Below are 23,415 nucleotides of genomic sequence, written 5' to 3'. Positions count from 1 at the left end.
ACATCGGACAGGTTCGCGCAAGAGTCGTCCAGATGTCGACATTTCCAGAACAATTCACGCGGCACCAGAGCAGCGAAGGCTCAGATCCCCAGCCCTCGTGTCCGTCCTAACTGCCAGGATACCGATCCACCCTGCACGACGCCCATCACCTCACGGCCGAGCTGGCGGTCGATCACTGGCCGCCATGGGACAAGAGTGAACTCGTGGCTCTTTTCGACAATGGCGAACTTGCCGCTCGATAGATGTGCGGTCCCGGTGAACTTGCCGCTGATATTTTCGCCATCGGCAACCGCCCGGAACGGCAAGCCTTTGCTGCTGGCCATTTCCGCACCGACGCGGGCCACTTCCCTTTCTCGCAGATTGGCGAGCAGGTTGCGCCGATAGAGGATGCGTCCATTCTGCTGCCGCGTGGCATCGCCCTGTGCGATATGGTGTTCACGCCGCTGGTCCATAGCCTCGCGCACCTGCTGGCCGAACCCTGCCGGGGTAAGGTCAGAGGCGTCCGGTGTGACCAATCGCCGGTCCAACCAGGTCGCGCCATCGGCGCCGATCTGCTTTTCCAGATCGAAGGTCGAGACGACACGGATGCTGGCTTGCCGGTTGCGACCGGCATCATAGGCGGTGGCGCGGCTCTCGAAGTCTTCCGGGATGCGCCACTGGTCGGCGTCGATCCGCTCGGCAATCCCGGCCCGGCGTAGCGACTCCAATCGCCGGACATGGGCATCGACATAGCCCTCATAGTCGCCACCCGGCACACGTCCCTCGAACTTCGCCTGTTCGAGGTGGCGGCTCGGTCGGTAGATACCATTTTCCGAGATCGCAGCGATGGTGCGATCAGAGGGACGTTGTGCTGTATCGGCGGGACCGACTTCCACGATGCTGCCGATCCGGGCATCTTCGACGCGGGCCGGATCAATGCCGGGAAGATGGTGCGTGCGCCCGTCGATCCCGTCGACCACGAGGGTCAGCTTTTCACCCATCTCATCGGTCAGATATTTGTCGACGACGCGGCCGGTGATGGGTGCCGCGGGTGCGGCATCGTGAAGCTGGAAGGTCATCGGATCACGTTCCTGCCCATCGGCCTTCAGCGCCTCTTGCATGTTACGGATGATGTCACCGCGCTCACCCAGTTCACGCAGCGCCGGTTCCATCTTCGCGCCAAGCTCCCAGACGCCGGGTGCGTGTTCGGTGGCCAGCCCCATCTTTTCCAGCTTGGCGAGACGGCGCAGACGAAGCGTGCGGTTGAACTGGCGGCGTGCATCGGCCGGTTCATGGCGCAGATCGAGGAACCGTTCGTCGGCCTCTTCGGTCATTGCCCGGTCGATCCGGGTGAAACGGTCCTGATCGATTTCGGCAGACAGCTTACGGCTCTGCTCGATCTCGGTCACGGGACCGAGTTCCAGCGTGGTCAGTTCGCTCGCCCGCTCACGAATTCCATTGGCGAGATAATCGCCATTGATGACCAGATTCTCGCCCAGATCGTCCTTGCCCCGAACGATGACATGGACATGGGGATGGCCGGTATTGTGGTGATTGACCGCCACCCAATCGAGTTTCGTGCCAAGGTCGGCCTCGATGCGGTTCATCAGGTCGCGGGTGTGTTCGGTGAGGTCGGAAAGATCGGCGGCATCTTCGGGGGAAACGATAAAGCGGAACTGGTGACGATCATCCTTGCCGCGATCAAGGAAGGCATCTCCATCGGCACGATCGTCGGTGGCGGAATAAAGCTGACCACGCTCGCCATCACGCGATGTTCCGTCGCGTTGGATGTAGCGCAGATGGGCAGCACCTTTGCCATTCTTCCCCGCGCTCTGAACGTATCGGGTTTTGACGACGACGCGACGCGCGCCAGCCGTACTGTGACGCCAGCCGCTCGACAGGGTTCGGGCGCGAACAAAGGCCGCACCACGACCACGCTTGACGCCCGGACCTTTGCCAGCCTGCGACGCCTTCCCGCTCTTTCCGGCAGAACCAGATGAAGACGACGAGGATGTCCATGATGCGAATGAAGATGATCTGCCGGGGCTGTTGCTATGCTGACGCGCCAGCTTCTTCGCCTGCGTCAGAAAGCTCTTCGCCTTGCCCGCCTTCGGCACGTCCGACCTGATGCGCCCAGGCTTCGGGCGAAAGCGGTTCTCGTCGTCGCCACTCATCGACGCATCCGAAGCCGCGACGGCGGAAAATCGGCCGATATTCGGTTAGAGTGCCGGTCAAAACCCAGCGAAGCCAAGGCTTTGCGCCAAATCGCGGCACGCGAAACCCAAAAGCATGGTGCCGTGCCCCGCGTCCCAAAACAGTGTGCAGACAAGGGCTTGCCCAGAAACCGCCCCGACAGGGTGCCGGTTTCCTTTATCTTGCCCTCCGCCTTTCCTTCCCTTTTTGCCCTTCCTGCCGGGAATGCTGCCAGGCGCCCCCAAGCCTGACTGCACACCGCAAATGGACCGAACGAGCGCGAAAACGCCATGCTCATGGCTTGTCGCCATCGCCCGCAAGGGCCACGAATATGCCGCTGTCCTGCGGTTCCTGAACGGCGGGATCGCGCAGAGAAACGGTTGCCTGGATGTCGCCCGACGGCTGATTGGCCGCCGCTGAAATGCCGCCGGATTGCGCAACGAAGAGCGGGGCTTCGCGCCAATCCGGTGGTGGTGGCGGCACGATTGTCGGCACATCGGGCGCAGTCGCATGCCCAAGAAGCGGCGCGAGCGTGGCGACATAGGCGCGCGTTTCTGCGGGCAAAACGCGGCCCGTCGCCAGATGCTCGTCATAGCGACCGGGTCCGGCATTGTAGGCGGCAAGCATGGCCGCAACATTGCCGTAGCGGTTCCACATCTCGCGCAGATACGCCGTGCCTGCGAGGATGTTATCGCGCGGATCGTAAGGGTCGCGCCCGAGACCATGGCGGCGGCGCAGGCCCGCCCAGGTATCGGGCATGACCTGCATCAGTCCCATCGCGCCCGCCGATGAAATTGCGCGCACATCGCCCGCGCTTTCCACGCGCAGCACGGCTCGAATCCAGTGCTCTGGAATGCCGAAACGCTGTGACGCCTCGGCAATGAACGCAGCATGGGGATGCGCGGTGACAGGCGCAGGTTGCAGCGTGACCTGCGCCATGGCCGGCATCGAGCCGCTGCCAGCCGACAGCAGGGCCGTGAAGAGAAGAAAGGTGCGCGATCGCATGATCTCAGTCGCGATCTTCGCGGGGCCGCGGGCGGCTCCAGTGCAGCGACCATGACGAGCCTGCATCGTCGTCGCGGAACAGGTTGGCGCGGATCGGGTGCGGTAAGGCCGGATCGTCGAGCAGCACCGAGAGATATTCGCCAGCCTTTTCGCCGGTGCGTTTCCATGCAGCACCGACCTCGGGACCGTCATGCTCAATGTAATGGACGCGATAGTCCGGCGCATTCTCCGCATCGGAATGTTCAGCGGGCACGATGACGAGATCGCGCTTCATGGTGAGCGTGACGAGCTGACCGGCGAAGCCGGATGCGTCACGCGCAAATTGACCGATCTGTGGCATGGTATGTCTCCTGTGTTGGTGGGTTTGGCGTGGGTTCAATGCGTGACCGCCCGCCATTCGTAGCGGCCATCGCCTTCCTCATCGGTCCAGAGCGGAAGCGCCCGGCCGATGACGGAACTGGCGGGAACAGGTCCGAAGTAACGGCCGTCGAGGCTGTCCCGGATTTCCCAATTCATGAGGAAGAGTTCGCCGTCGCGGATGATGCGGCAGCCCTGCCAGACCGGCAGATCGCGTCCCATCCGGTCGCGCTCCAGTGCATCGCCCATCTCGACGTTATCGACGGTGATCGTCGCACCGTTGCGGCAGACGCGCTGTCCCGGCAAGCCGAGGACGCGTTTCAGCATCGGCACGTCCCGCCCGATATAGCCGCGCTCGACCATGAACCGCTCCAGCGGTTCGGGCGGCGCGATGACGACGAGTTCAGGAACTTCGACCACATCGGCAGGAACAACTGTGTAGAAGCCGATGGGCGCGCTGGCGGTCGCATTCCAGATCAGCCTGGTTGGCGGATCGGCAACGGCCGTGGCGACAAGCGTACCGACGGCCAACATGGACACGGCGAGGATATGACGGCGGCTCATGGTGCGATCCTCCGGCGGCTGACCCATGCGGCATGGCGTTCCGGCGTGTAGGGGGTGGGGTCCTGACCGGCGATCATGCGGTTGTGGACGTGCCGCCAATGGTCCGGCGCAGCATCCGCAGGATCGACGCCAAGCGCGTCCACGGCGTCGATGGCGGCCAGCGCTTGCTGCACCTTTGGCCAGCCATCAATACGCAGCAGGATCTCGCCGCCGGGGCGGACGAAGGGCACGGTCTGGAACGGCTCGCCACGCCCGACAGCGCGCAGGATGTCGAGCCGCGAAACGATGGTGCCGTAGTCGTTGGAGGCCCAGCGGACGAAGGCGAAGATGCTTTCGGGTGCGAAGCCGACGAGACTGCGGCGGCGGTCGATGATCTGCTCAAAGCTCTTGTGGCCGAAGCGTATCCAGTGCTCAACCTTCCGCTTCTGGAAGGCCAGTTCGACAAGTGTGGTGAAGGGCGCTGGACCGTCCGCCAGCGGATGTTCATGCGCACCACGCTCGGTTTTGCCGGTCATGGCCGGTCTCCTTCGGTGGGTGGAAACTCGCGGCCCAGCAGCTCGCGCAGCATCACGGCGACGGTGACGCCGCGCCGGAAAGCGGCGACCTTGATGCGCCCGCGCAGTTCGGGTGTGATGTCGATGGTCAGGCGGGCGGTAAAAGCCTCGGCAGCCATCTTTCCGGTTGCCGGCGCATCGGCGGCCCTGACCCAGCTATCGGGATTACCCGGACGCGATGCGAAGCCGGATTTGGCGGGTGGACGTGTCATCGCACAATCCTCCCGATCCCGAGGCTATCGATCTCGGCCACCAGCGCTGTGACCTCCTGTGCAGCCCGTTCGCCGCCATCGGTCTCTGAGACCAGTCGCCCAGTTTGTGCGGCTTCAGCAAAGGCGACGCGCTGGCCGATGGTCGTGGCCAGCAAGGGCGGATCTTGGTCCGCCAGTGTCTCAGCCGTTTCGCGGGCGATGACGGTGCGCGCAGCGCATCGGTTCAGCAGAAAACGGGCGGCCAGTTCAGGACGATAGATGCGTGCTTCGTTCAGAAGCGCCAGCATCTCGGCGGAGGCCCAGCCGTCGAAAGGAGATGGCTGCACCGGGACCAGCACCAGATCGGCTGCAAGCAGCGCTGAGCGCATCAGACCAGCGACACGGGGCGGACCATCGATGACGACATGGTCGGCGTCACGCGCCAGCTCCGGCGCTTCCCGGTGCAGCGTATCGCGGGCCAGGCCGATGACACTGAACAGCCTTGGCAGCCCTTCATGGCCACGCCGCTGCGACCAGTCGAGTGCGGAGCCTTGCGGATCGGCGTCGATCAGGATGACGCGTTTGCCTTCCGCAGCCCACGCACCGGCGAGATGCAGCGCCAACGTGGTTTTTCCGACACCGCCTTTCTGATTGAGGAGAGCGACGATCATCGCTGTCCTCCCGGCTTGCCAAGAGGTAGTTCAGGCGTGTTTGTTGACGCGGGCGATCCCTGCTTTGGAGGTGTCAACTTGCCTTTGCGGGCACCCGATTTCAGCGTCGCGCTTGCCTTCGCGATGAGCTTTTCCACATCGCGCCGCCGCTCTTCAAAGTTAGATTCTGTGTTAGACTCTAAGTTAAGGGCGCGATTTTCGCTTTTGTTACCGAAGGATAAGCGGTGTTTGGGTTCCCGATAGCACGAGCCGCCGGTTCCTGATGGCACGATAGTCCGGGTTCCCGATAGCACGAGGCTATCCACAGGTTTTCCACAGGCCGAAACAGGCTCGAAAGCGAGCAGCATCCGGCCGCCGGTTTCGACCTCGGCGAACAGGGTGTAGCCGGGCAGTGGCTGGCGGCGGATAGTGTCGCGCAGCTCGAAGGCGAAGCGCTTGAACGGCGACAGACTTCCCGATTTCTGGTGCAGGTGACGGAAGTCGAACCGCCAACCGTTTTTCTGCCGCCCACCATGCTTGCGCACCAAGCGATAGAGCCAGCGATCCAGCCCGCCGGTCAGATTGAAGTAGGCCCGGTCGATGGTGAGGATCAGGGCGTCATCCAGAACCGCACTGTAGAACCAGTCGGGCACGATCATCTCGATGCCGTCCGGGCGGCCATTGGCATCGGTCCGCTCATGCCATTCGTTGATCCACGAAAAGCGATGCCGCCGTCCGTTCGCGCGCTGACGGATCGAGGTCGCAACCGTGGTCGATTGCAGGCGATCCAGCGCCGCTTTCAGACGCTGATAGTCCCTCAGGGAAGTTCCGCGCCCTGTGAATGTCAGGATTTCATAAGGCGTTGCCGCCATCAGGCGCGACGTGCGCAGACCGGCGTCCCGCGCTTCCACGATCTGGCTGGCCGCCCAGATCAGTATATCGGCGTCCCAGATCGTCGCCATACCGTGATCGGGAACAGCTTCGACACGGATCGAGACGTTGCCCAAGGCAAAGTCAATCGGGCGGATACGGTGCGATTTGGAAAGGGAAAAGAAAGGATAGGCCATGAGATCCTGCGCGTCTCGTGGTGCGAATTCCCCGGGAAGCGCCCGAAACAGATCGAGTTGCCCGCGTTCCGAGGCGGATGGGTGCTGCGCTGCCATCAGGGGCTGACCGCCGTGTTCAGCGCGTGATGCGCTTGGGCGAGGTGAATGCGGTCGGCGGCATAGGTTTCGCCGGGAGAACTTGTCCGCGTGGGTCCGACGTGGAGGTAACCGATCCGCGCGCAACCCAGGCTGCGAGATCCTCGACCGAATAGACAACGCGGCCGCCGAGCTTGTGATAGGCAGGTCCCGTTCCGTAGGTTCTGTGCTTTTCCATCGTGCGCGCGGACAGACTGAGGAAATCGGCGGCTTCCTTGGTGCGCAGATAGCGTGGCGGCAAGGCGGCGAGATCAGGTCGCATGGGGTGGCCTCCGTGGTTGTGCAGGATGCCGCTGACGATCAACGGCATGACATGCGCACGGTGGCGAAGGCGCGGCGGCATGGGGGATGAGGAAGATCGAAGGGGTAGAATCCTCACCCTCGATCAGACGTCAGTGTCAGGGTTTGCGACGATGGCGCAAAAGGTCCTGATAACCGCCGTCGATCAGCGCGGCGGCAGATCGGACAAGGGCGATGACAGAGGCGCGCAAAGCCGATGTCTTCCACGGTTCGGCCCGAACGCGCGCCTCTCCATAGATGGCGATGGCAATCTCACGATAAGTCGCGTGGTTGGCGTTTCCGTCGGCGGCTTGCATCATCAGGCGGAACCGCCGGCGCTGATACGGCGTCATCCTGGGGTCGCGGCGCGCGGGTTTCCCGGCCAGCATGTGCCAGAGCCTGAGAATGGCTTCGAGCCGATCCGGCAGATTTTCGTCAAGTGGCAGAATGATCGCCGGCTGCGAATTGGCATCGGTGTCGGCGAGGATCAGATATTGAACGCCGTCTCTGGCGTCGCAGACACCATATGTCCCCTCTGGTCCGCAGATGGCATCAGCAAGATCTACCGATAAGGCGGACGGAGAAGGCGGAAGAAAATCGGGCGCTGCCCCGAGCAGCAGCATGTCCGGATTGGCAACAGGCGACCAGATGACCGGTTGGTCGAGCGCGGAAGAGCCGGGGTCTGCCGGGAAATCGTAACCCCCAGCGATGTTGGACATCATCCGCAAAGGGAAGATGCCCGGTGCCTTGTGCTACAAGATCATCGAAACTGGCTTGATAGGAGGCGTTACGGCGCAGGCATTCCCAGGCGACGCCCTCAACGGGCAGCGCATCGTAGAATTCATACTGGTCCTGGTCTCGCCAGCGGGATGTATCCGGCTTCATTGCTCCGCTCCTGGTTGAAACTGCACAGGTGGAGCGTGAAAGAATTGCGGCGCCTCTACCGAGATGGAAGCCGGAACGAAGACATGGGGTGATGCTCTCAGGGCATCACTGGTGCGACGGCGGCGAGGTCAGGTCCGATCTGTCGGCTGACGCAGCAGCTGACGATAGCCGCTCTGTGTCATCCAGCGCGCGCGGGCCAGATGGCTGTCATGGACCTGCCGGGCGCGCACTGGTTCCAGGGCGGGGTCGATACCGAACAGAATGTTGACGGCTTCGGTCCATTCCGCACCATCGGCGTCAGCATCAAGCAGCCGCATGTAGAGTTTGACGTGCGCGCGATCATATTCGGTCAGCTCGTCGCCGACAGGCGCGATGTCGTCAAAGGGGATGACTGCGGATGTCATGTCGAGGGCCGCCGCAGGGCACAGGCCGCCGCGGCGGATTGATGATGCCGCCGGCGCCGGTCAGGCGTCATGGATCTGTCGGTGTCTCTTCTCGTCTTGGTCATGAACCAGCAACACTCCTTGTCCGCGATCCGTGGACAGGAGAACAATCCCTGCTGCTTCAAGCGCCCGGCGCACCTGATCCCGCGTTGTCTCATACACCTCGAGCCGGTTCTCGGACTCGAGGCGCTTCAGGGCAGTCAGCGATATTCGGGCCTTGTCAGCGAGCGTCTCCTGCGTCCAACCCAGCAACGCGCGTGCGGCCCGCGACTGTCGAGCGGTGATCATGCATGATCACCTCCCATCGCGACCGGCGCGCATTCCAGAACTACGGCTATTTTAGTCGCCTTCGTCCGATACGCCATACGAAATCGTCGAATCTGGCCAGGGCGTTATCTGCACGGCTGAGCATGCAGCCCGTCTGATTCGCCTGCATGCCGCAAATGCAGCGCTTGTGCTGGCCGTAACGCCGACCAGTGCAAGATGATCCTCAAACGCTCCACGGGAAATGATCGTGATATGTTTGGAGATCATTTTCTTTGCATTCTGCACTAGATATGATACCTATCCAGATCAATGCAGCAGGAATGATCTGTAAAGGCATCACATGAAGGCGGAAAAAGAAACACTGGGGCTGATCGGCGACCATTTTCGCCGCGCGCGTCTTGCAGCGAGGCTGACCCAGGAGCAAGTGGCCGATCTTGCCGGTATTTCGCGCCCGCGCTACCGCGACATCGAGACGGGAGCAGCGGCTGCGCGCACCACGACATTGATCAGCATTGCCAGGGCGCTTGGGCTAGAAATGATGCTGGTCCCGCAGGCAATGGTGCCGGCCATCGAAGCGCTTTTGCGCCCCGATGCCGAGGACGATCATCCGGCCTTCAGCCCGCAACCGGAGAGCGACGATGACAGCCGCCCGTACCGCTGAGACCATCACCGCGCTGGACGTGTTCCTGAACAGTGCGAAGGTTGGCACGATCGTCAGGACGCCGGGTGATTTCAACGCCTTCAGCCTTGATCCGACCTATCGCGCGACCGGCGGCATCCCGGTTCTGAGCCTGTCCCTGCGCGCGGCATCAGGGGGCCTGCGCAAGGATCCGCGACCTGTCGCAGGCAGCCTGCCGCCCTTCTTTGCCAACCTGCTACCCGAAGACCGGCTGCGCGAGGCGATGGAAAAGCACCATGCGGACAATGTACGGCCGGGGAATGATTTCGACCTCTTGGCAGCTCTTGGTGCGGATTTGCCGGGGGCCGTTCGGGTGCTGCCCAGTGACGGTCAACCCGGCATCGGGGCGGCGCCATCCCAAGGGCGGCCCAAGGCCCGCTTCTCGCTTGCAGGCGTGCAGATGAAGCTCTCGGTGATGAAGAACACCGGCAAGGGCGGCGGGCTGACCTTGCCGCTCGGGGATGACGAGGGCCAATATATTGCGAAATTCCCCTCGACCGCCTTTCCGGGCGTGTCGGAAAACGAGTTCGCGAACCTCGCGCTTGCCGAAGCCATCGGCATGGACGTGCCTGAGCGAGAACTGGTCAACCGAGACCAGTTCGAGGGCATTCCCGAAGAGTTCGAAACACTTGCCGAGGGGCTGGTCCTGCTCGTGCGGCGTTTTGATCGCGGGGCAGACGGGCAGCGCATCCATATCGAGGATTTCGCGCAGGTTTTCGGCCTGTACCCGGCGCGCAAATATGATGGCGCCGCCTCCCACGACATCGCCTCTGTGCTGAATGTTGCGATCTCGCCGTTCGCCGCGCTGGAGTTCGTCCGGCGGCTGACCTTCTCGGTGGTCATGGGCAATGGCGACATGCACCTCAAGAACTGGTCGCTGATCTATCCGGGTGACGGCGACACGCCCGCTCTTGCACCGATCTACGACATGCTTTCGACCGTGCCCTATATTCCGGCAGATGGGCTGGCGCTGTCTCTGGGCGGCGAGCGGGCCTTCAAGGGCCTGGCCCCGGCCCGCTGGAAGATGTTTGCCAATCGGGCAAGGCTTCCCGAGCCAGCCGTGCTCAAGGCCGTTGTCGAGACGGTGAAACGCATCGATGCAAAATGGTGGACCCTGCCGGAACGCGAAGTGGTCCCCCCGCTCGTGCTGGAACGGATCGACGCCCATGTGAAAACCATGATCCCGATCCTGACCGGCTGAGCAGTTCCAGCCCGGACAGGTCACCGGGCCTGGCGGCTTTCCCGCAGGCATGAGAAAGGCCCCGACCTTGCGGTCGGAGCCTTTGTTCCGCGCCTCAGTCGCCGCGGCGACCGTTGGGGCGGGACCAGATGAGGGAGAAGGTTTCGCCGTCTTCTTCGTCGAAGAGGTTGGCGTAGATCGGAGCGTTGAAGCTCGGATCGTCCAGCTTGAGGCCCAGATAGTCGCGGCCCTCGTTGGAGCGCTTGGACCAGGCGGCGCCGATTTCAGCGCGGCCGACCAGAACCCGGTGGCTGGGGGCATTCTCGCCGGTGGCGCGCAGGTCGGGGATGATGCGCACGCCCTTGGCCTGGACGCTGAGGGTGACGATTTCGCCGGTGAATTCGTTCGAGCCGGTCTTCTTGAAGGTGCCGATGGTTGCCATTGTAAGTCTCCGTTTTTCCGTTTCCGAGCCCGCACCATTGCGGCCTCGATGGCGATTGACGGGCCGGAGACGAACGCTGACGCACCCCCGAAGGGGGCTGGACGGCCGAGGTAGGTCTTTCTTGCAATCGCGAGGAATGGCGGCGCAGCCGACAGGGGAAGAAAGTCCAACGACGCTGTTGCGCCGAAGCGGTCGAAGCGCTTGCGCTGTTCTTCGGCCAGATCAGGCCATTGAAGAGGCCGTTTGGAGCGGTTGAGACACGGAGGTTGAACGGAGACGTGGCGACATTGAGGCTTCCTCAAGATGACCAGAGCGGCATCACTGGCATGTCTGTCAGACTTTGTCCCTGGCCGCGCGCGTTTCTTTTACCGGCCTCTCTCCATCGGTCGAGCCGGTATCCCGGTTCGGCCTGTCAGCGTTGATGCTGACCGTCATACAGTCTTCCTGCCACGCTCGGGTTTCAGGCTGATGCGGGGATTATACGCGTCCCCCGCCTCCCTCGTGTCGAAAGCGGCAGATGATCCATATCCGCTTCTATGCCCTGCTGCCACGAATGACTTCGGTTCAGGAGCACGCAGTCAGCGAATCATCGTCCGTTGAGCTCAATTATCGAGACGGACCAAAGTCCACAGAATGGCACATATTTTGTCATACCTGGCATGAGCTTCACTCATAATCGCAGAAAAATGAGCGATTATCAGCAGGGAACGGACAGAAAATGCCAAATTGTTATATCAATTAATGCCACCTATCTTGAGCGCATAGTTGCAAGGGAAACACCAATGGCGTTCAAGGCAGATCTTCTCAAAAAGAAGCTCAAGGAAGAGGGCACAAAGCCGGATGAGCTCGCTGCGGCGATCAAAAAGCACAAACGGACTGTGCGTCGCTGGCTGGCTGGAACTAATCCACCCAAGCAGAAGGACTTGGAGGCGGTCGCACGCGTCCTCAACTGCAAACCCCAGGATTTTGACCCGTTCTTCGCTGACAAAGGTTTGGGGGAAGTTTCCATTCAGGCCCACGTGTCCGTAGCATCCCATAATGCCTATGAACTGATGCGCTGGCGTTACGGGGTCAGCCAGAAACAGATCATGGAGCTGGCTCCCGTGCTATTCGCCATTGTCGCAGGACATGCGCTTAAAGTGCCGGATCAGGATGATGAAATCGCTCGGCTCGCCTTTGACAATCGCCTTACCGATCCACGCCTCCAAGGCGGGCACAACGAGGCTCGCGCCAGCAAGCTGAGGAAGTGTTTTGGCCTCGAAACGTCCGATCCAGGGGTTGAAACATCGCGCAATCTGTTCAGCGAGGCAATGCGGCGCCTGTCTTCGCAGATTGAAGACTATGTCGATACACGATGGTTTGTCGGCGCCGCAGCGGAAGAAGCCCCGGGGGCAGCTGGGTACGTTCCGGACACTGAGCTTGTTAGCGCACTCTCCGGTGGAGATCTGAAACTGGCGGAGGCAATCGTCAAGGGGCGCATTCGCCTGTCGACCATCCTGCAGCGAGCCAAAGAAGGAGAAGACCCCGTTTCGGTCGAGACCTTTGCGGATGCCATCCGCCACGCGCACGCTCAGCAAATTAAAGAGCTGCGGAAAGCTGGCCTCAAAAAGCTGAAAACATGGCGGACATTTTACGAAGAGCGCCACCCTGACCTAGCTGAAGAGTACGACCGCCTCCTCGCCCAGCACTGCCATGAGGAAGGTTGGTGTCCAAATAATTACACTGATGATGAACGTATCCAGAGTTGGGTTAACCCCTATCAGGAAGATCGACACATCAACGAGGACACGCTGACCGAGTATCAGCAGCGCAGGAAGGATGCTCGCGAGAAGGACGAAGGCAGCAAGACACTAACTTTCGTCTTTAGTCGCAACGACCCCGTGGTCCGTCGCTTCGCCGAGCTTCAGCGCCACCGTGCTCAAATCAAGAAGCAGTTCGAGGAGACCTGGTCATGATGTCGATCTGCGAAGATGGAATATTCATGCTCAGCAGCCATGCCGCAACGCGCATGGCCCAGCGAGGTATCCGAGGCGCTATCGTTGATTTTGTGCTTCTGCATGGGACACGGGTGAAAGCGCAGCGTGGCTGTGAGGAATATATCCTGTCTGGACGCGCCGCGCGACATCTCGAAGCCGCTGGCTACAACGGTCAGACGATCGCGGCAGCAAAAAAGGTTCGAGCGATCGTCGATAACAACGGCACGATCGTGACCTGCTATCACCAACGTAAGGGGCGATCGCGACCTTCCAATCGTAAGTGCCATCTTCGAAGTTCCATGCACGCCTAACCTTTTCCAAATTGCACAGCAGATCCGCTTGTGGCGCAGATGAGATGCACGCGACCGGTATCTTTACGGGCTCCCTGCAAAACCGTTTACCTAAAGGAAACAGGATGACTGTCGCCATCTATCCATCGACGAAGTTCAACTATGCTCGCGAGCAATATTATGCTGAGGCTGGCGGCTATACGTTGCTGCGTCTGACCTGCGGAAACCTTGAGGGGAAACCCGGCGGAGCCATCAAAACAGCTACGGCGAGCGACTTTGGTGCTGCCCCCGTCTATCGCAATCAAGAGGAGCTAACTGCAACGATGCGCCGTAGCGTTTCGAACCTCGGTGGCCAAGGGCAGGATGTAAGCATCGACATTGATGGGAAAGGCCGCCAGTTCGGGGAGGTCGCATTGTCGGGTTCGCGTGACGTACTCATCGAGGCCTTGGGCGAACTGGCTAAGGAAATGGAACTTCATCTGGGCCGATCCTGGAAGAGCACCCGCGATGTTGGATACAACGATCTGCGCAATCTGTATGATGACCTCAGTGTTGTGGAAGGCGAACCGGTCTACCTTTCAGACGGCGTGTATCTGGACGCTGACGGGCACCTTTTTGAATGACAATGACGGGAGCACGAAACGTCCCTAGCAAATCAGATGCCGTATTCGTGGTGATCGTGATGGGTTAGATTCTGCTGATTATAAATTATACCATCGAACGTCAGTTAAATATTTCTCTGGTGTTTAATATAGTGATGTCTGGCGGTAAGAGAAATGTAAAATGACGGTTGAAATTCTTGGACCAGATGCAACATCAGAACACGCGAACGCAGAAAATTTACGCGCCGCATTGATCGCTAGTGCGCCAGAACTGAGCCACCCGGAAGTCCGGTTGGCGATAATACCACAGGTGTTCGCCAAAGACTTAGAGATCGACTGCGTCCTGGTGTTTGAAGACACTCGCGCGCCGGAATACATGTTCCGAACCTCGAAAGGCTTACCAGTACAGTCTTTCGTAGCCTGCGTTGAAGTGAAAAATCACTCACCGGACGCGGTGCGGCGCCACGGCACCCATCTGGAGGTGCGATATGGTGGTGCATGGCACAGTGCGACCGCGCAAGCAGATGCGCAAGTTTGGGCGTTGAAGGGAGTTCAGCAATTCGCCCATTTTGGTAAGGCACGACGCGATAAAACGTTTGTTCAATCTGTGCTCTGGCTACCCCGCGTGCCCGCCGACGCTTTGGATGGAGTGCCAACCTCGGGCCGCACGGGCATCTTCTACGCAGATCTAAGTTGGCAGCAGCTGATAGATGGCTTCAAGGAGAACATCGCGCAGTCAAAGATACAAACCCTTGTTTCGGAGGGGTCAGGTAGCCGGAACCACAGCTACATCAGTCTGGTAAAGACGCTGACCGCCAAGATTGACCCCACGCAGCTCGATTTAATGCGCGTCAACGCACTGACGCAGAAACGGTTTGATGCAGATAAGCAGGCCTATGTCCGCGAACTGGGCAGCGGACTATTGATGTTCCGTGGTCGTGCCGGCACGGGAAAGACCTTTGCCCTGATACAAATGGCAATCCATCTGGCGCGCCAAGGTAAGAGCACCCGGATCGTGACCTACAATCACGGGCTTATCTCGGATATGTCGCGCGCCCTGTCGATCATCCGCGACCGTAACAAAGATATTTCTCCGATTCCGGTGGTAGAGACCCGCTGGATGCTGATGCGGCTGCTGTTTGAACTCACGTTCGGGAGAGATACGGTGAAGCGTGCAGGCGAACTCTACGATCTGGAGGATCGGGAGGCGCTGTTTCTGCGCGCTCTGCGCGACCCTAAGGTTTTTCTAGAAGAAAAGGTACCGTGTTGCGCCTACAGGGTTGCGGGGAAGCTGTGTCACTGTACCAAAAATGAGTATGAAACTTGGAAAGATATTAGTGCATACCGGGAAAAAATTTTAGCACCCTACGATTTTTTGTTGGTGGATGAGGGTCAGGATTGGAGCACTGAACATCGCGATCTCATGTACGACATCTTTGGTTCGGAACGAGTAATCGTAGCAGATGGGGTGGATCAATTCGTAGACCGCGTCCGCTGCGACTGGGATCGTGGCGATATTGCGAAGAACCGTGTCGTGCCATTGCGTACCTCGCGCCGCACAAAGGCAGCGACATGTGATACCATCACCGACATTGCCCATGCGCTCAAGGTGCCGGATTGGGATGTAGAGCCAGACCAAGCAGTGACGGGTGGCCGCGTGACTGTGCTAGTAGAACCGCAGCCGCGCCGGGCGATTGAACGCGCCCTGGAGATACTGGGCGAAGATTTGGTAAACCAACCGCACATGCGGGCGGTGGATGCGCTGGTATGCTTACCGCAAACGGCCGCAACCCCGGGAGCCAATTACTGTAACCTGTTTGAAAATGTTCAAGAGCAAAATCATGCAGATTACTGGCGCGGCTACGATTGGGAAACACGGCAAAACCGCGAATATCCTAGTCGCCAGACTGCATTGAGGGCTGTGCTGTATCAAAGTTGTCGAGGCATGGAAGGATGGGCCACGCTGTGCATGGGACTCGACCTTTTCTATGATTACGTCATTGCCAAACCGGATATCGACATCGAAAGGCTGCGCGATGAGCTCAAGAACGATCTGGGTTTCTTATTCACCGAATCCGCGTTTGAGGAAAAGCTCGCCGCTGAGCAGCGCGCTTATGCCTTGAATTGGTTAATGATCCCGCTCACGCGCAGTATGGACCATCTGGTAATCCATCTGACAGCCCCAGACAGCGCGCTAGGCCATGTGTTGCAGGGCATGGACCGCGACAAGATAAATTGGCGGTAATTTAATTTCGATAATGCGCGCGCTTCCTGCTGCACTGACCCGCAGCCGCTGTTTCCAGTGGCGTCAGCGTCAGCTGACCTTCTATCTACTCAACCGGCAGCAAGGAAACTCTACGCCAGTCCTCATGTCTCGCGTGAAGGTGAACCGTGGTCTCCACTGGCGGCGCATGCGCGTTTCGGGCAACTGCGTTCAGCATTTCATGTGTGCGCGAGGCTATCATTCACAGCACCAGTTGCCGTCATGCCCGCGACCCGCAGGAAGGCCGTCAAACCCACTGTGGCTGCCCCAATCACTGAGAAGATTACCTGCCATGTCTCCGAGGGCATCATATGTTTGACGATGTCGAGGGTGGCGTAAAATCCAGCCATGCCCGCTGGAGCGACGAAGGCCAGCGCAATCAGCAGCCGCGCCCAGATCGGGCGGATCAGCATGAGCAAGCCCTGAGCGACAGCCAGTGTCAGGCCGGCCGCGGCGAGGCCAACGAGTATCGCGCCAAGCCAACCAGCACCCGTGCCATAGGTCCAGATGCCAGCATTTAGGCCGATAAAGAACGGCAGGGCAAAGACGGCAAGGTTGAACATCAGCCAGCACATGGTGCCAATGGCTGCGATGGAAACAAGAATTCCGAGAACGATCATGGTGGTGTCTCCGTGCAAGGGATTGAACGGTCGCGCCTTCCACCACCACCATGGCGCAGGAGAGAATATAGCATGAACATGCACAGCTGCGCGAGCCGGAATGATCGGTGGCTTCGACCATCCGGCCCGCGGTGATGTGGATAGGCAGCGCTCACGCGCTGCCGCTTCCGAAGCGATAGACCGGGATGCCCATCTTGCGGGCTTTGTCGGCCAGGTTGTCCTGAATGCCGGTGCCGGGAAAGATGATGACGCCGATCGGCATGACGCCAAGCATCTGATCGTTGCGCTTGAAGGGCGCGGCCTTAGCATGCTTCGTCCAGTCGGGTTTGAACGCAACCTGCGCGACCTTGCGGTTATTGGCCCAGGTGGCCGCAATGCGTTCCGCGCCCTTGGGCGATCCGCCATGCATCAGCACCATGTCCGGGTGCTTTGCGTGAACCTGATCGAGCTTGGCCCAGATCGTCCGGTGATCGGTGGTGTTACCACCCGAAAAGGCGATCTTCGGCCCCGCGGGCAGTAGCACCTCGTTGTCGGCCCGGCGTTTTGCGGCGATGAAGTCGCGGCTGTCGATCATGGCCGAGGTCATCTGGCGATGGTTGACCCGTGAGCCGGAGCGTTGCGACCAGGGCGTGCCGGTGGTGCGCAGATAGATGTCGGCGGCGGTTTCGCGGAAGGTTTCCATGCTGTCGCGGCGCTCGATCAGGCTTTGTCCCGCGCCGATCAGGGTTTCGAGTTGGACGGATTTGACCTCGCTGCCGTCCTGTTCGCGCTGAAGGCGCTTCTGGGCTTGCTCGTTGTCGTCGAGTTTGCGTTCGATCCGCTCAACGGCACGGTGGAAGGTGTTGACGGTGGACCATAAGATTTCGTCGAGGTCGAAATCGAGGCTGGTGTCGGCCATAGTGGAAATCAGGGCGTCGAAGATGTCGGAGACTGCGCCCTGGATGACGTGATCTTCGGGTGTGATCCGGGGATCGGCCTCGTCTTCCGAGGGGTGGTAGCCGTAGAGTTCGAGTTCTTCGATGGCGTGGCCGGTCGGGGACGTGCTGTGATCGGGGTCGAAATCGTCGTGCGCGTACATGGGATGCTTCCGTCAGTTGGACCGCGACCGTCGCGGCCTTCATGGCGAGACACGCCCACGGGCGCTCCGGTCTGGCAGCGCGAGCCTCTGGCGAGGGCCTTGATGGCAAAGCCCGGCTGATTTGTTTCGCGCTGTAAAGGCGAGCTTGCCCGCCGACGGAAATCAGTCGGGCGCCGCCATTGCCTGACCGCAGCGTTTGTGGGCCGATCGCCCTCTCGGAAGGCCAAGGCGCGGTCCTCTGCTGATGACAGGATGCAGCCTATGCGCATGACAGGAATTGGAACGGCTCCATCACGGCCCCGTACCGGCTATGCACTTGAAGCCATGAAGCGGCTGACGTCCTCGGGAGCGATTTGCACCCGGATCTTTGCCCGAACGGCATTCAGCCCGTAAGTTGCGAGATCTTCGTTGAAGTCCCCCATCATGGGCGAGAGCGTGATAGCCTCGATTCCGGCCTCGTGCGCCCGGTCCACCAGGCTATCGCGGGCGCTATCACCTGCCGGATCGTTATCACGGACGATATAGAGCCTGCGCAGGTGCGGTGGGAACAGGATGGCCGCGAGGTGTCCGGCCGAGAGTGCGGAAACCATCGGCATGTTGCGCAGAGCCTGGCGCAGCGACAGGATGGTTTCGATGCCTTCCCCCGCTGCCATGACGTCCCTCACGCACCCGAAACGAACCGCATGTCCGAGCAGGTCGCCCATTGCCTTCCTCGGCGGATCGACAGGCGCCTTGCCGGAACCGTCCGGGGCCAGCCATGTGCGGTGTGCGCCGGTAATCCTGCCATCAAGGTCGGTGACGGCGGCGATCATGGCGGGCCAGACTTGCGTCGGCCCATCGTCCTCAGGCCGCCAGTAACAGTCGGGGTGAAAGCGCAGATTTGCGGTCCGGCGTAAATCCATAATGCCGCGTCCGCGTAAATACGCTTCTGCGGTACTGCCGATCAGCGGCTGCGTCATGCGCCAGAGGCGACGTGCGGCCTCGGATGATCCCGATGGTGCTGGCGTTCGGGACTGACGGGCTGGCGGCTGCGGTTCAGGATGCGGCAGGTTGAGGAAGCGCCGGGCTTCTTCGGCAACGTCTGCGAAGTCGAGCAGACCGAGCGAGTGCCGGATCACGTCCAGCAGATCGCCATACTCACCCGTCGCCGAGTCCTGCCATTTACCGGCAATGCCTTTCACGCTGTCATGCAGCCGGACGAACATGGAGCGACCAGCGGTGTTTCGGACATCACCAACCTGCCAGTAATTGCCCTGTTTGCGACCATTCGACAGATAGTGACGGCACACCGCCTCGGCCTGTCGGCCGAGACGCTGCGCCAGTTCGGAAGCGTTGAGACGCGCCATTATGCGGCCTCCCGCTCACCGATGCGCAGGGCCGGGAAGCGGTCAAGCAATTTGCCGATGATCTCCGGTCCCGTTGCAGCGATGGGCACGAAGAAGCGCAGTTTCCACGAGATGATCTCGCTGAAGAGGCCATAGGCCCGCAGCCGGTCGCGCATCGCGTCAGTAAAGCCGGTCAGCTCGATCCGGTTGGCGCCCATGACACGGACGCGGCGCAGTTGCAGCCCCTCGGCGAGATCCAGGATCGTGCGGCCTTCGATCAGCGCGGCATAGGCGGCATCCGGTGTCAGGCTGCTGGTAACGCCACTGGTCGAGGCATTCGCCGCCCAGGCCGGCGACACACGGCGACCGATGATGCGTTCGCCCTCGTCGGTCTGGAGCCGATAGACGCGGGAGGAGTCCTGCGGCAGACGCTTCCAGATTGGCAGCAGCAACCCCGTCACCATATGCAGGATGCTGTCGGTGAACGCGGGCACCTCGGCCAGTTCCGCCTTCCAGGCCACGGTGAAGGCGGCACGGTCGGCCTCAAGCCAATGGGTCTCACCCATCGCCCGCACCGGAATGTTCATCGCCTCCATGGGCCGGATCAACCGCACGCGCCGTTCTATCTCGCCATCATCCAGCATGACGCTGGTGGTCGGGATCTGCACCGCGGCACGACCGGATCGCTCGTTGATGAGCAATCTTGCGCGGGGATCATCCAGTTCCGCCAAGGCGGCATCGAGCGTGACCGGCCGATTGCATTTGCGCTCGGTGAGCGTCAGGAGCCGGGTTTCCGCGCCGGTGCCCGGATGGGTGTGGATCACCTGCCGGTCTGTGACGATGAAGCTTTCGGCCTTCAGCGTTTCCAGCCCCATGTCATAGGTGCCGGATGCAATCGCCCCGTCGATACGCGCCTGCAGAAGCTGCTCGAAGGCCGAGAACAGGATGCCCTGCAACTCGATGGTCAGCGCCAGCAGGCGGTTGAGGAAGGTCGTGATCGGCGGCAGGTCGTCCTTCACACCGTTGCTGTCCATCAGCTTCAGGCCGGTGGCGGATTCAAACCGTTCGAGCGAACATCCCTCGACCTTGCCGCGCACGATCAGCAGATAGAGCTGGCGCAACGCATCGCGGGCATAGGCGGATTCCAGATTGTCCTCGGGACGGAACAGGCCCTGACCGCCGGTCTGGCGCTGGCCGCGGGTGATCGCGCCCAGCGTGTCGAGGCGACGGGCGATGGTTGAGAGGAAGCGCTTCTCGGCTTTGACGTCCGTGGCGATTGGCCGGAACAGCGGTGGCTGCGCCTGATTGGTCCGGTTGGTGCGGCCCAGCCCCTGAATGGCGGCATCAGCCTTCCAGCCCGGCTCCAGCAGGTAATGCACGCGCAGTCGCTGGTTTTTCGCCGAGAGTTCGGCGTGATAGCTGCGTCCCGTGCCACCGGCATCCGAGAAGATCAGGATACGCTTCTGGTCATCCATGAAGGCCGAAGTCTCGGCAAGGTTGGCGGAAGGCGCTCGGTTCTCGACCGCAAGGCGGACCGATGCCCCGTTGCCCTTGCGCACGATCCGCCGCGACCGGCCTGTAACCTCCGCCACCATATCCGTGCCGAAGCGCTGCACGATCTGGTCGAGCGCACCCGGGACAGGTGGAAGCGAACCCAGCTGCTCCAGCATCTCGTCGCGCCGAGCTACGGCTTCGCGGCATTCCACCGGCTGACCGTCGCGGAAGACGGGGCGTGACGAGAGGTTTCCCTCGCCGTCGGTGAAGGGTTCATAGAGCTGCACCGGGAAGGAATGCTGCAAATACGAGCCGACATACTCCCTGGGCGTCACATCGACGGAAATATCATTCCACTCCTCGGTCGGGATCTCGGACAGCCGCCGTTCCATCAGGGCTTCGCCAGTCGAGACGATCTGGATGACGGCCGCGTGGCTCGCTTCCAGATCGGCCTCGATGGACCGGATCAGGGTCGGGGTTTTCATGGAGGTCAGCAGATGGCCGAAGAAGCGCTGCTTGGTGCTTTCAAAGGCCGAGCGGGCGGCGGACTTCGCCTGCCGGTTCAGCGTACCCTCGCTGCCGGTGATGTTGGCGGCCTCCATGGCCGCGTCCAGGTTCCCATGAATCACCGCGAAGGCGGCAGCATATGAATCGTAGATATGCCGTTGTTCATCCGTGAGCTGATGCTCGATCAGTTCATATTCGACGCCATCATAGGAGAGCGAGCGCGCGGTATAGAGGCCGAGAGACCGCAGGTCGCGTGCCAACACTTCCATGGCCGCAACTCCACCGGCCTCGATCGCCTCGACGAACTCGGCGCGGGTCTGGAACGGAAAATCCTCACCACCCCAGAGGCGCTGCGCATAGGCGAGATTGTGGACGGTAGTGGCGCCGGTCGCCGAGACGTAAACCACGCGGGCGTCGGGCAGCGCGTGCTGGAGCCGCAGGCCTGCACGTCCCTGCTGAGAAGCGGCGACATCACCGCGTTCGCCTTTTCCGCCACCGGCATTCTGCATGGAATGGCTCTCGTCGAAGATAATGGCTCCATCGAAATCGGACCCCAACCATTCGACGATCTGTTTGACGCGGGAAACCTTCTCGCCCCGATCGTCGGAACGTAGCGTGGCATAGGTGGTAAAAAGGATGCCTTCCGACAGCGTGATCTTTGCACCTTGAGGGAAGCGTGACAGAGGCGTGACAAGCAGTCGTTCCATGCCGAGCGCCGACCAGTCGCGCTGCGCGTCCTCGATCAGCTTGTCGGATTTGGAGATCCAGATCGCCTTGCGCCGACCGCGCAGCCAGTTGTCGAGAATGATGGCCGCGGACTGGCGGCCTTTGCCAGCGCCGGTTCCATCACCGAGCATGAAGCCCCGCCGAAAGCGGATCGATCCCGCAGCATCTTCGGGCGCGGCGCTCACATTGTCGAAATGCTCGTCCACGGTCCATGCGCCGGCGAGATGATCGGCATGAGCTTCACCGGCATAGATCACCGTTTCAAGCTGGGCGTCCGACAGACGCGCTAAGATGTCAGCGGGCAGCATGGGCCGGTAGGAGGGTTTCGGCGGTGCGACCGAGGCCATGGCGGCGGATTGCACCAGTTTGGTCGGATGCGGCTGCGCGCCAGCAATGCGCAGCGATTGCAGTGCATATTCCTCATAGATGGCATCGGACAGGCGAGCACCTTCCGGTGGCGTCCAGTCCACGGTCTCATAGACGAGTTCGACGCCCTCGGGATCGTTGGCCGGAGCAGCGGCAGGCCGCGATGCTGTCGCGCGGGCCAGATAGCCGCGCACGGTCTTCGGCGCGGCGGTTGAAGCGGGCACCGCGATCTTCGGCAATAATACCGGCGAACGCTGCGGGACATGCGCCTCGATCCATCCGATCAGCGTGGCAACATCGGGAGCGATGCCCGGTGAGGCCGGAAAACTCGCCGGATCTTCGGCGGGCAATTTGTCGATCACGGTCAGCCGCGTGTCGATCGTGGTGCCGTGCTTTGCGTAGACCGCGCCATCGACGGCGGCGGTGAACACCACACGACCACGCGCCTGCAAGCGGATGAAGGCATCACGCCATGCCGGAGCCTCGGGGCCAAAGCCTGCGCCGGTGATCGTCACCAACCGGCCGCCGGGAGCAAGGCGGGCCAGTGCCGAGGCAACATGGCGGTAGGCCGCATCAGCGGCGCGCCCGCTGACATTGGCCATGACCGAAAATGGCGGGTTCATCAGCACCACGGACGGGACGGCATCCGGGGCCAGATGATCGTCGATCTGGGCGGCGTCGAACCGGTTGACGGCAAAGGCCGGAAAGAGCTCGGCAAGCAGTTCAGCACGGGTATCGGCCAGCTCGTTGAGGATCAGCGAGCCGCCGATGGTCTGCGCCAGGATCGCCAGAAGGCCGGTGCCAGCGGACGGTTCCAGCACCCTGTCATCAGGTGTGATCGCGGCGGCTGTCAGAGCGGAAAGGCCGAGGGGGATCGGCGTCGAAAACTGCTGGAAGTTCTGGCTTTCCTCGGAACGCCGGGTCTGTGTGGGTAACAGCCCCACGATCTTTGCCAGCACGGAAAGCCGTGCAGCCGGAGAAGCGGCTTTACGGAAAAGCGCTTTTCCGTATTTGCGCAGGAAAAGGACGGTGGCGACTTCGCACGCCTCATAGGCCAGCTTCCAATCCCAGACGCCGGTAGCGTCGGACGCACCGAAGGCCGTTTCCATCGCCCCGCGCAAGGTGGCGGCATCGACGCGCTCACCGCGTTCGAGATGGGGGAGCAGAAGATTGGCCGCAGCCAGAATTGCGGGCGCAGCCGCCAGCGGCGTGACCGGATCGGTCACGGGGAAAACCATGTTCATGTCGGGAACCTCAGGAGAGCGGGAAGGACAAGCCCGGACAGCGCTCTCTCGACC

At 61.2% G+C, this 23,415-nt stretch carries 24 protein-coding genes; 6 read left to right on the top strand and 18 right to left on the bottom strand.

Annotation, left to right across the window (positions count from 1 at the left end; genetic code table 11):
- Positions 1–80 precede the first annotated feature (80 nt).
- The 13 genes from BKD14_RS19615 to BKD14_RS17810 form a co-directional block, all read right to left on the bottom strand.
- The gene (locus BKD14_RS19615; protein ID WP_280949124.1) at positions 81–1,313 is read right to left on the bottom strand and encodes a DUF3363 domain-containing protein; all 1,233 of its coding nucleotides are present in this window, start codon (positions 1,311–1,313) and stop codon (positions 81–83) included.
- A 1,153-nt stretch (positions 1,314–2,466) separates the two neighbouring features.
- The gene (locus tag BKD14_RS17865; RefSeq protein WP_245293684.1) at positions 2,467–3,120 is read right to left on the bottom strand and encodes a lytic transglycosylase domain-containing protein; all 654 of its coding nucleotides are present in this window, start codon (positions 3,118–3,120) and stop codon (positions 2,467–2,469) included.
- Positions 3,121–3,181: 61 nt separating this feature from the next.
- Positions 3,182–3,517 carry a DUF736 domain-containing protein gene (locus tag BKD14_RS17860; RefSeq protein ID WP_009450545.1) on the bottom strand — a complete coding sequence of 112 codons (336 nt, stop codon included), beginning with the start codon at positions 3,515–3,517 and terminating at the stop codon, positions 3,182–3,184.
- A gap of 35 nt (positions 3,518–3,552) precedes the next feature.
- A complete protein-coding gene (locus BKD14_RS17855; RefSeq protein WP_075657544.1) occupies positions 3,553–4,098 on the bottom strand; it encodes a S26 family signal peptidase in 546 nt (181 codons plus the stop codon).
- Positions 4,095–4,613 (bottom strand): DUF2840 domain-containing protein, encoded by a 519-nt coding sequence (locus BKD14_RS17850; protein ID WP_075657519.1) that lies wholly within the window; start codon positions 4,611–4,613, stop codon positions 4,095–4,097. Before BKD14_RS17850 ends, BKD14_RS17855 begins: the two co-directional genes overlap by 4 nt.
- On the bottom strand, positions 4,610–4,864 hold the full coding sequence (locus BKD14_RS17845; protein ID WP_009450548.1) for a hypothetical protein: 255 nt from the start codon (positions 4,862–4,864) through the stop codon (positions 4,610–4,612). The genes BKD14_RS17850 and BKD14_RS17845 overlap by 4 nt, the downstream gene beginning before the upstream one ends.
- Entirely contained in the window at positions 4,861–5,514 is a 654-nt protein-coding gene (parA, locus tag BKD14_RS17840; protein WP_035746336.1) for a ParA family partition ATPase, read from the bottom strand. The genes BKD14_RS17845 and parA overlap by 4 nt, the downstream gene beginning before the upstream one ends.
- Positions 5,511–6,656 (bottom strand): replication initiator protein A, encoded by a 1,146-nt coding sequence (locus BKD14_RS17835; RefSeq protein WP_075657518.1) that lies wholly within the window; start codon positions 6,654–6,656, stop codon positions 5,511–5,513. The genes parA and BKD14_RS17835 overlap by 4 nt, the downstream gene beginning before the upstream one ends.
- 19 nt (positions 6,657–6,675) lie before the next feature.
- A complete protein-coding gene (locus tag BKD14_RS17830; RefSeq protein WP_075657543.1) occupies positions 6,676–6,957 on the bottom strand; it encodes a helix-turn-helix domain-containing protein in 282 nt (93 codons plus the stop codon).
- Positions 6,958–7,093: 136 nt separating this feature from the next.
- On the bottom strand, positions 7,094–7,597 hold the full coding sequence (locus BKD14_RS17825; RefSeq protein ID WP_075657517.1) for a DUF2285 domain-containing protein: 504 nt from the start codon (positions 7,595–7,597) through the stop codon (positions 7,094–7,096).
- The gene (locus BKD14_RS19610) at positions 7,527–7,859 is read right to left on the bottom strand and encodes a DUF6499 domain-containing protein (RefSeq protein ID WP_245293683.1); all 333 of its coding nucleotides are present in this window, start codon (positions 7,857–7,859) and stop codon (positions 7,527–7,529) included. Before BKD14_RS19610 ends, BKD14_RS17825 begins: the two co-directional genes overlap by 71 nt.
- 128 nt (positions 7,860–7,987) lie before the next feature.
- Positions 7,988–8,263, bottom strand: a complete 276-nt coding sequence (locus BKD14_RS17815; protein WP_075657516.1) for a DUF2285 domain-containing protein — start codon at positions 8,261–8,263, stop codon at positions 7,988–7,990.
- A 60-nt stretch (positions 8,264–8,323) separates the two neighbouring features.
- The gene (locus BKD14_RS17810) at positions 8,324–8,590 is read right to left on the bottom strand and encodes a helix-turn-helix transcriptional regulator (protein ID WP_075657515.1); all 267 of its coding nucleotides are present in this window, start codon (positions 8,588–8,590) and stop codon (positions 8,324–8,326) included.
- Between the two features lie 319 nt (positions 8,591–8,909).
- Between BKD14_RS17810 and BKD14_RS17805 the strand changes: the two genes are divergently transcribed.
- Both BKD14_RS17805 and BKD14_RS17800 read left to right on the top strand, forming a co-directional pair.
- Positions 8,910–9,230: a helix-turn-helix transcriptional regulator gene (locus BKD14_RS17805; RefSeq protein WP_075657514.1), complete on the top strand. Its 321-nt coding sequence runs from the start codon at positions 8,910–8,912 to the stop codon at positions 9,228–9,230.
- Positions 9,208–10,449 (top strand): HipA domain-containing protein, encoded by a 1,242-nt coding sequence (locus BKD14_RS17800; RefSeq protein ID WP_075657513.1) that lies wholly within the window; start codon positions 9,208–9,210, stop codon positions 10,447–10,449. Before BKD14_RS17805 ends, BKD14_RS17800 begins: the two co-directional genes overlap by 23 nt.
- A 94-nt stretch (positions 10,450–10,543) precedes the next feature.
- Here the strand turns inward: BKD14_RS17800 and BKD14_RS17795 are convergent, their stop codons facing one another.
- On the bottom strand, positions 10,544–10,870 hold the full coding sequence (locus BKD14_RS17795; protein ID WP_009450558.1) for a DUF736 domain-containing protein: 327 nt from the start codon (positions 10,868–10,870) through the stop codon (positions 10,544–10,546).
- A gap of 686 nt (positions 10,871–11,556) precedes the next feature.
- On the opposite strand from BKD14_RS17795, the gene BKD14_RS17790 reads away from it, so the two are divergent.
- From BKD14_RS17790 to BKD14_RS17775, 4 genes are all read left to right on the top strand, one after another.
- On the top strand, positions 11,557–12,825 hold the full coding sequence (locus BKD14_RS17790; protein ID WP_175576134.1) for a helix-turn-helix transcriptional regulator: 1,269 nt from the start codon (positions 11,557–11,559) through the stop codon (positions 12,823–12,825).
- Positions 12,822–13,157, top strand: coding sequence for a DUF4258 domain-containing protein (locus BKD14_RS17785; protein WP_075657511.1), 336 nt, complete (start codon positions 12,822–12,824; stop codon positions 13,155–13,157). The genes BKD14_RS17790 and BKD14_RS17785 overlap by 4 nt, the downstream gene beginning before the upstream one ends.
- Before the next feature lie 104 nt (positions 13,158–13,261).
- Positions 13,262–13,759, top strand: a complete 498-nt coding sequence (locus BKD14_RS17780; protein ID WP_075657510.1) for a hypothetical protein — start codon at positions 13,262–13,264, stop codon at positions 13,757–13,759.
- A gap of 160 nt (positions 13,760–13,919) precedes the next feature.
- Positions 13,920–15,983, top strand: a complete 2,064-nt coding sequence (locus BKD14_RS17775; RefSeq protein ID WP_075657509.1) for a hypothetical protein — start codon at positions 13,920–13,922, stop codon at positions 15,981–15,983.
- Positions 15,984–16,180: 197 nt separating this feature from the next.
- Here BKD14_RS17775 and BKD14_RS17770 read toward each other — a convergent pair whose 3' ends face one another.
- The 4 genes from BKD14_RS17770 to BKD14_RS17755 all read right to left on the bottom strand — a co-directional run bounded on the left by BKD14_RS17770 (position 16,181) and on the right by BKD14_RS17755 (position 23,361).
- Positions 16,181–16,621: a hypothetical protein gene (locus BKD14_RS17770; protein ID WP_075657508.1), complete on the bottom strand. Its 441-nt coding sequence runs from the start codon at positions 16,619–16,621 to the stop codon at positions 16,181–16,183.
- A gap of 151 nt (positions 16,622–16,772) precedes the next feature.
- Positions 16,773–17,699, bottom strand: a complete 927-nt coding sequence (locus BKD14_RS17765; protein ID WP_075657507.1) for a DUF2493 domain-containing protein — start codon at positions 17,697–17,699, stop codon at positions 16,773–16,775.
- A gap of 308 nt (positions 17,700–18,007) precedes the next feature.
- Entirely contained in the window at positions 18,008–19,045 is a 1,038-nt protein-coding gene (locus tag BKD14_RS17760; protein WP_075657506.1) for a toprim domain-containing protein, read from the bottom strand.
- The gene (locus BKD14_RS17755; protein WP_075657505.1) at positions 19,045–23,361 is read right to left on the bottom strand and encodes a strawberry notch-like NTP hydrolase domain-containing protein; all 4,317 of its coding nucleotides are present in this window, start codon (positions 23,359–23,361) and stop codon (positions 19,045–19,047) included. Before BKD14_RS17755 ends, BKD14_RS17760 begins: the two co-directional genes overlap by 1 nt.
- Between the last annotated feature and the right edge of the window lie 54 nt (positions 23,362–23,415).

The sequence above is a fragment of the Pseudochrobactrum sp. B5 genome (assembly GCF_001939785.1).
Classification (GTDB): Bacteria; Pseudomonadota; Alphaproteobacteria; order Rhizobiales; family Rhizobiaceae; genus Pseudochrobactrum; species Pseudochrobactrum saccharolyticum.
This window is presented reverse-complemented; position numbering and strand designations above follow the sequence as displayed.

What these genes read in the sequence shown, in the direction of transcription:
- BKD14_RS19615 (WP_280949124.1), bottom strand. Translation starts at nt 1,313, where the DNA reads ATGACCGAAGAGGCCGACGAACGGTTCCTCGATCTGCGCCATGAACCG.
- BKD14_RS17865 (WP_245293684.1), bottom strand. Translation starts at nt 3,120, where the DNA reads ATGCCGGCCATGGCGCAGGTCACGCTGCAACCTGCGCCTGTCACCGCG.
- BKD14_RS17860 (WP_009450545.1), bottom strand. Translation starts at nt 3,517, where the DNA reads ATGCCACAGATCGGTCAATTTGCGCGTGACGCATCCGGCTTCGCCGGT.
- BKD14_RS17855 (WP_075657544.1), bottom strand. Translation starts at nt 4,098, where the DNA reads ATGAGCCGCCGTCATATCCTCGCCGTGTCCATGTTGGCCGTCGGTACG.
- BKD14_RS17850 (WP_075657519.1), bottom strand. Translation starts at nt 4,613, where the DNA reads ATGACCGGCAAAACCGAGCGTGGTGCGCATGAACATCCGCTGGCGGAC.
- BKD14_RS17845 (WP_009450548.1), bottom strand. Translation starts at nt 4,864, where the DNA reads ATGACACGTCCACCCGCCAAATCCGGCTTCGCATCGCGTCCGGGTAAT.
- parA (WP_035746336.1), bottom strand. Translation starts at nt 5,514, where the DNA reads ATGATCGTCGCTCTCCTCAATCAGAAAGGCGGTGTCGGAAAAACCACG.
- BKD14_RS17835 (WP_075657518.1), bottom strand. Translation starts at nt 6,656, where the DNA reads ATGGCAGCGCAGCACCCATCCGCCTCGGAACGCGGGCAACTCGATCTG.
- BKD14_RS17830 (WP_075657543.1), bottom strand. Translation starts at nt 6,957, where the DNA reads ATGCGACCTGATCTCGCCGCCTTGCCGCCACGCTATCTGCGCACCAAG.
- BKD14_RS17825 (WP_075657517.1), bottom strand. Translation starts at nt 7,597, where the DNA reads ATGCTGCTGCTCGGGGCAGCGCCCGATTTTCTTCCGCCTTCTCCGTCC.
- BKD14_RS19610 (WP_245293683.1), bottom strand. Translation starts at nt 7,859, where the DNA reads ATGAAGCCGGATACATCCCGCTGGCGAGACCAGGACCAGTATGAATTC.
- BKD14_RS17815 (WP_075657516.1), bottom strand. Translation starts at nt 8,263, where the DNA reads ATGACATCCGCAGTCATCCCCTTTGACGACATCGCGCCTGTCGGCGAC.
- BKD14_RS17810 (WP_075657515.1), bottom strand. Translation starts at nt 8,590, where the DNA reads ATGATCACCGCTCGACAGTCGCGGGCCGCACGCGCGTTGCTGGGTTGG.
- BKD14_RS17805 (WP_075657514.1), top strand. Translation starts at nt 8,910, where the DNA reads ATGAAGGCGGAAAAAGAAACACTGGGGCTGATCGGCGACCATTTTCGC.
- BKD14_RS17800 (WP_075657513.1), top strand. Translation starts at nt 9,208, where the DNA reads ATGACAGCCGCCCGTACCGCTGAGACCATCACCGCGCTGGACGTGTTC.
- BKD14_RS17795 (WP_009450558.1), bottom strand. Translation starts at nt 10,870, where the DNA reads ATGGCAACCATCGGCACCTTCAAGAAGACCGGCTCGAACGAATTCACC.
- BKD14_RS17790 (WP_175576134.1), top strand. Translation starts at nt 11,557, where the DNA reads ATGAGCGATTATCAGCAGGGAACGGACAGAAAATGCCAAATTGTTATA.
- BKD14_RS17785 (WP_075657511.1), top strand. Translation starts at nt 12,822, where the DNA reads ATGATGTCGATCTGCGAAGATGGAATATTCATGCTCAGCAGCCATGCC.
- BKD14_RS17780 (WP_075657510.1), top strand. Translation starts at nt 13,262, where the DNA reads ATGACTGTCGCCATCTATCCATCGACGAAGTTCAACTATGCTCGCGAG.
- BKD14_RS17775 (WP_075657509.1), top strand. Translation starts at nt 13,920, where the DNA reads ATGACGGTTGAAATTCTTGGACCAGATGCAACATCAGAACACGCGAAC.
- BKD14_RS17770 (WP_075657508.1), bottom strand. Translation starts at nt 16,621, where the DNA reads ATGATCGTTCTCGGAATTCTTGTTTCCATCGCAGCCATTGGCACCATG.
- BKD14_RS17765 (WP_075657507.1), bottom strand. Translation starts at nt 17,699, where the DNA reads ATGTACGCGCACGACGATTTCGACCCCGATCACAGCACGTCCCCGACC.
- BKD14_RS17760 (WP_075657506.1), bottom strand. Translation starts at nt 19,045, where the DNA reads ATGGCGCGTCTCAACGCTTCCGAACTGGCGCAGCGTCTCGGCCGACAG.
- BKD14_RS17755 (WP_075657505.1), bottom strand. Translation starts at nt 23,361, where the DNA reads ATGAACATGGTTTTCCCCGTGACCGATCCGGTCACGCCGCTGGCGGCT.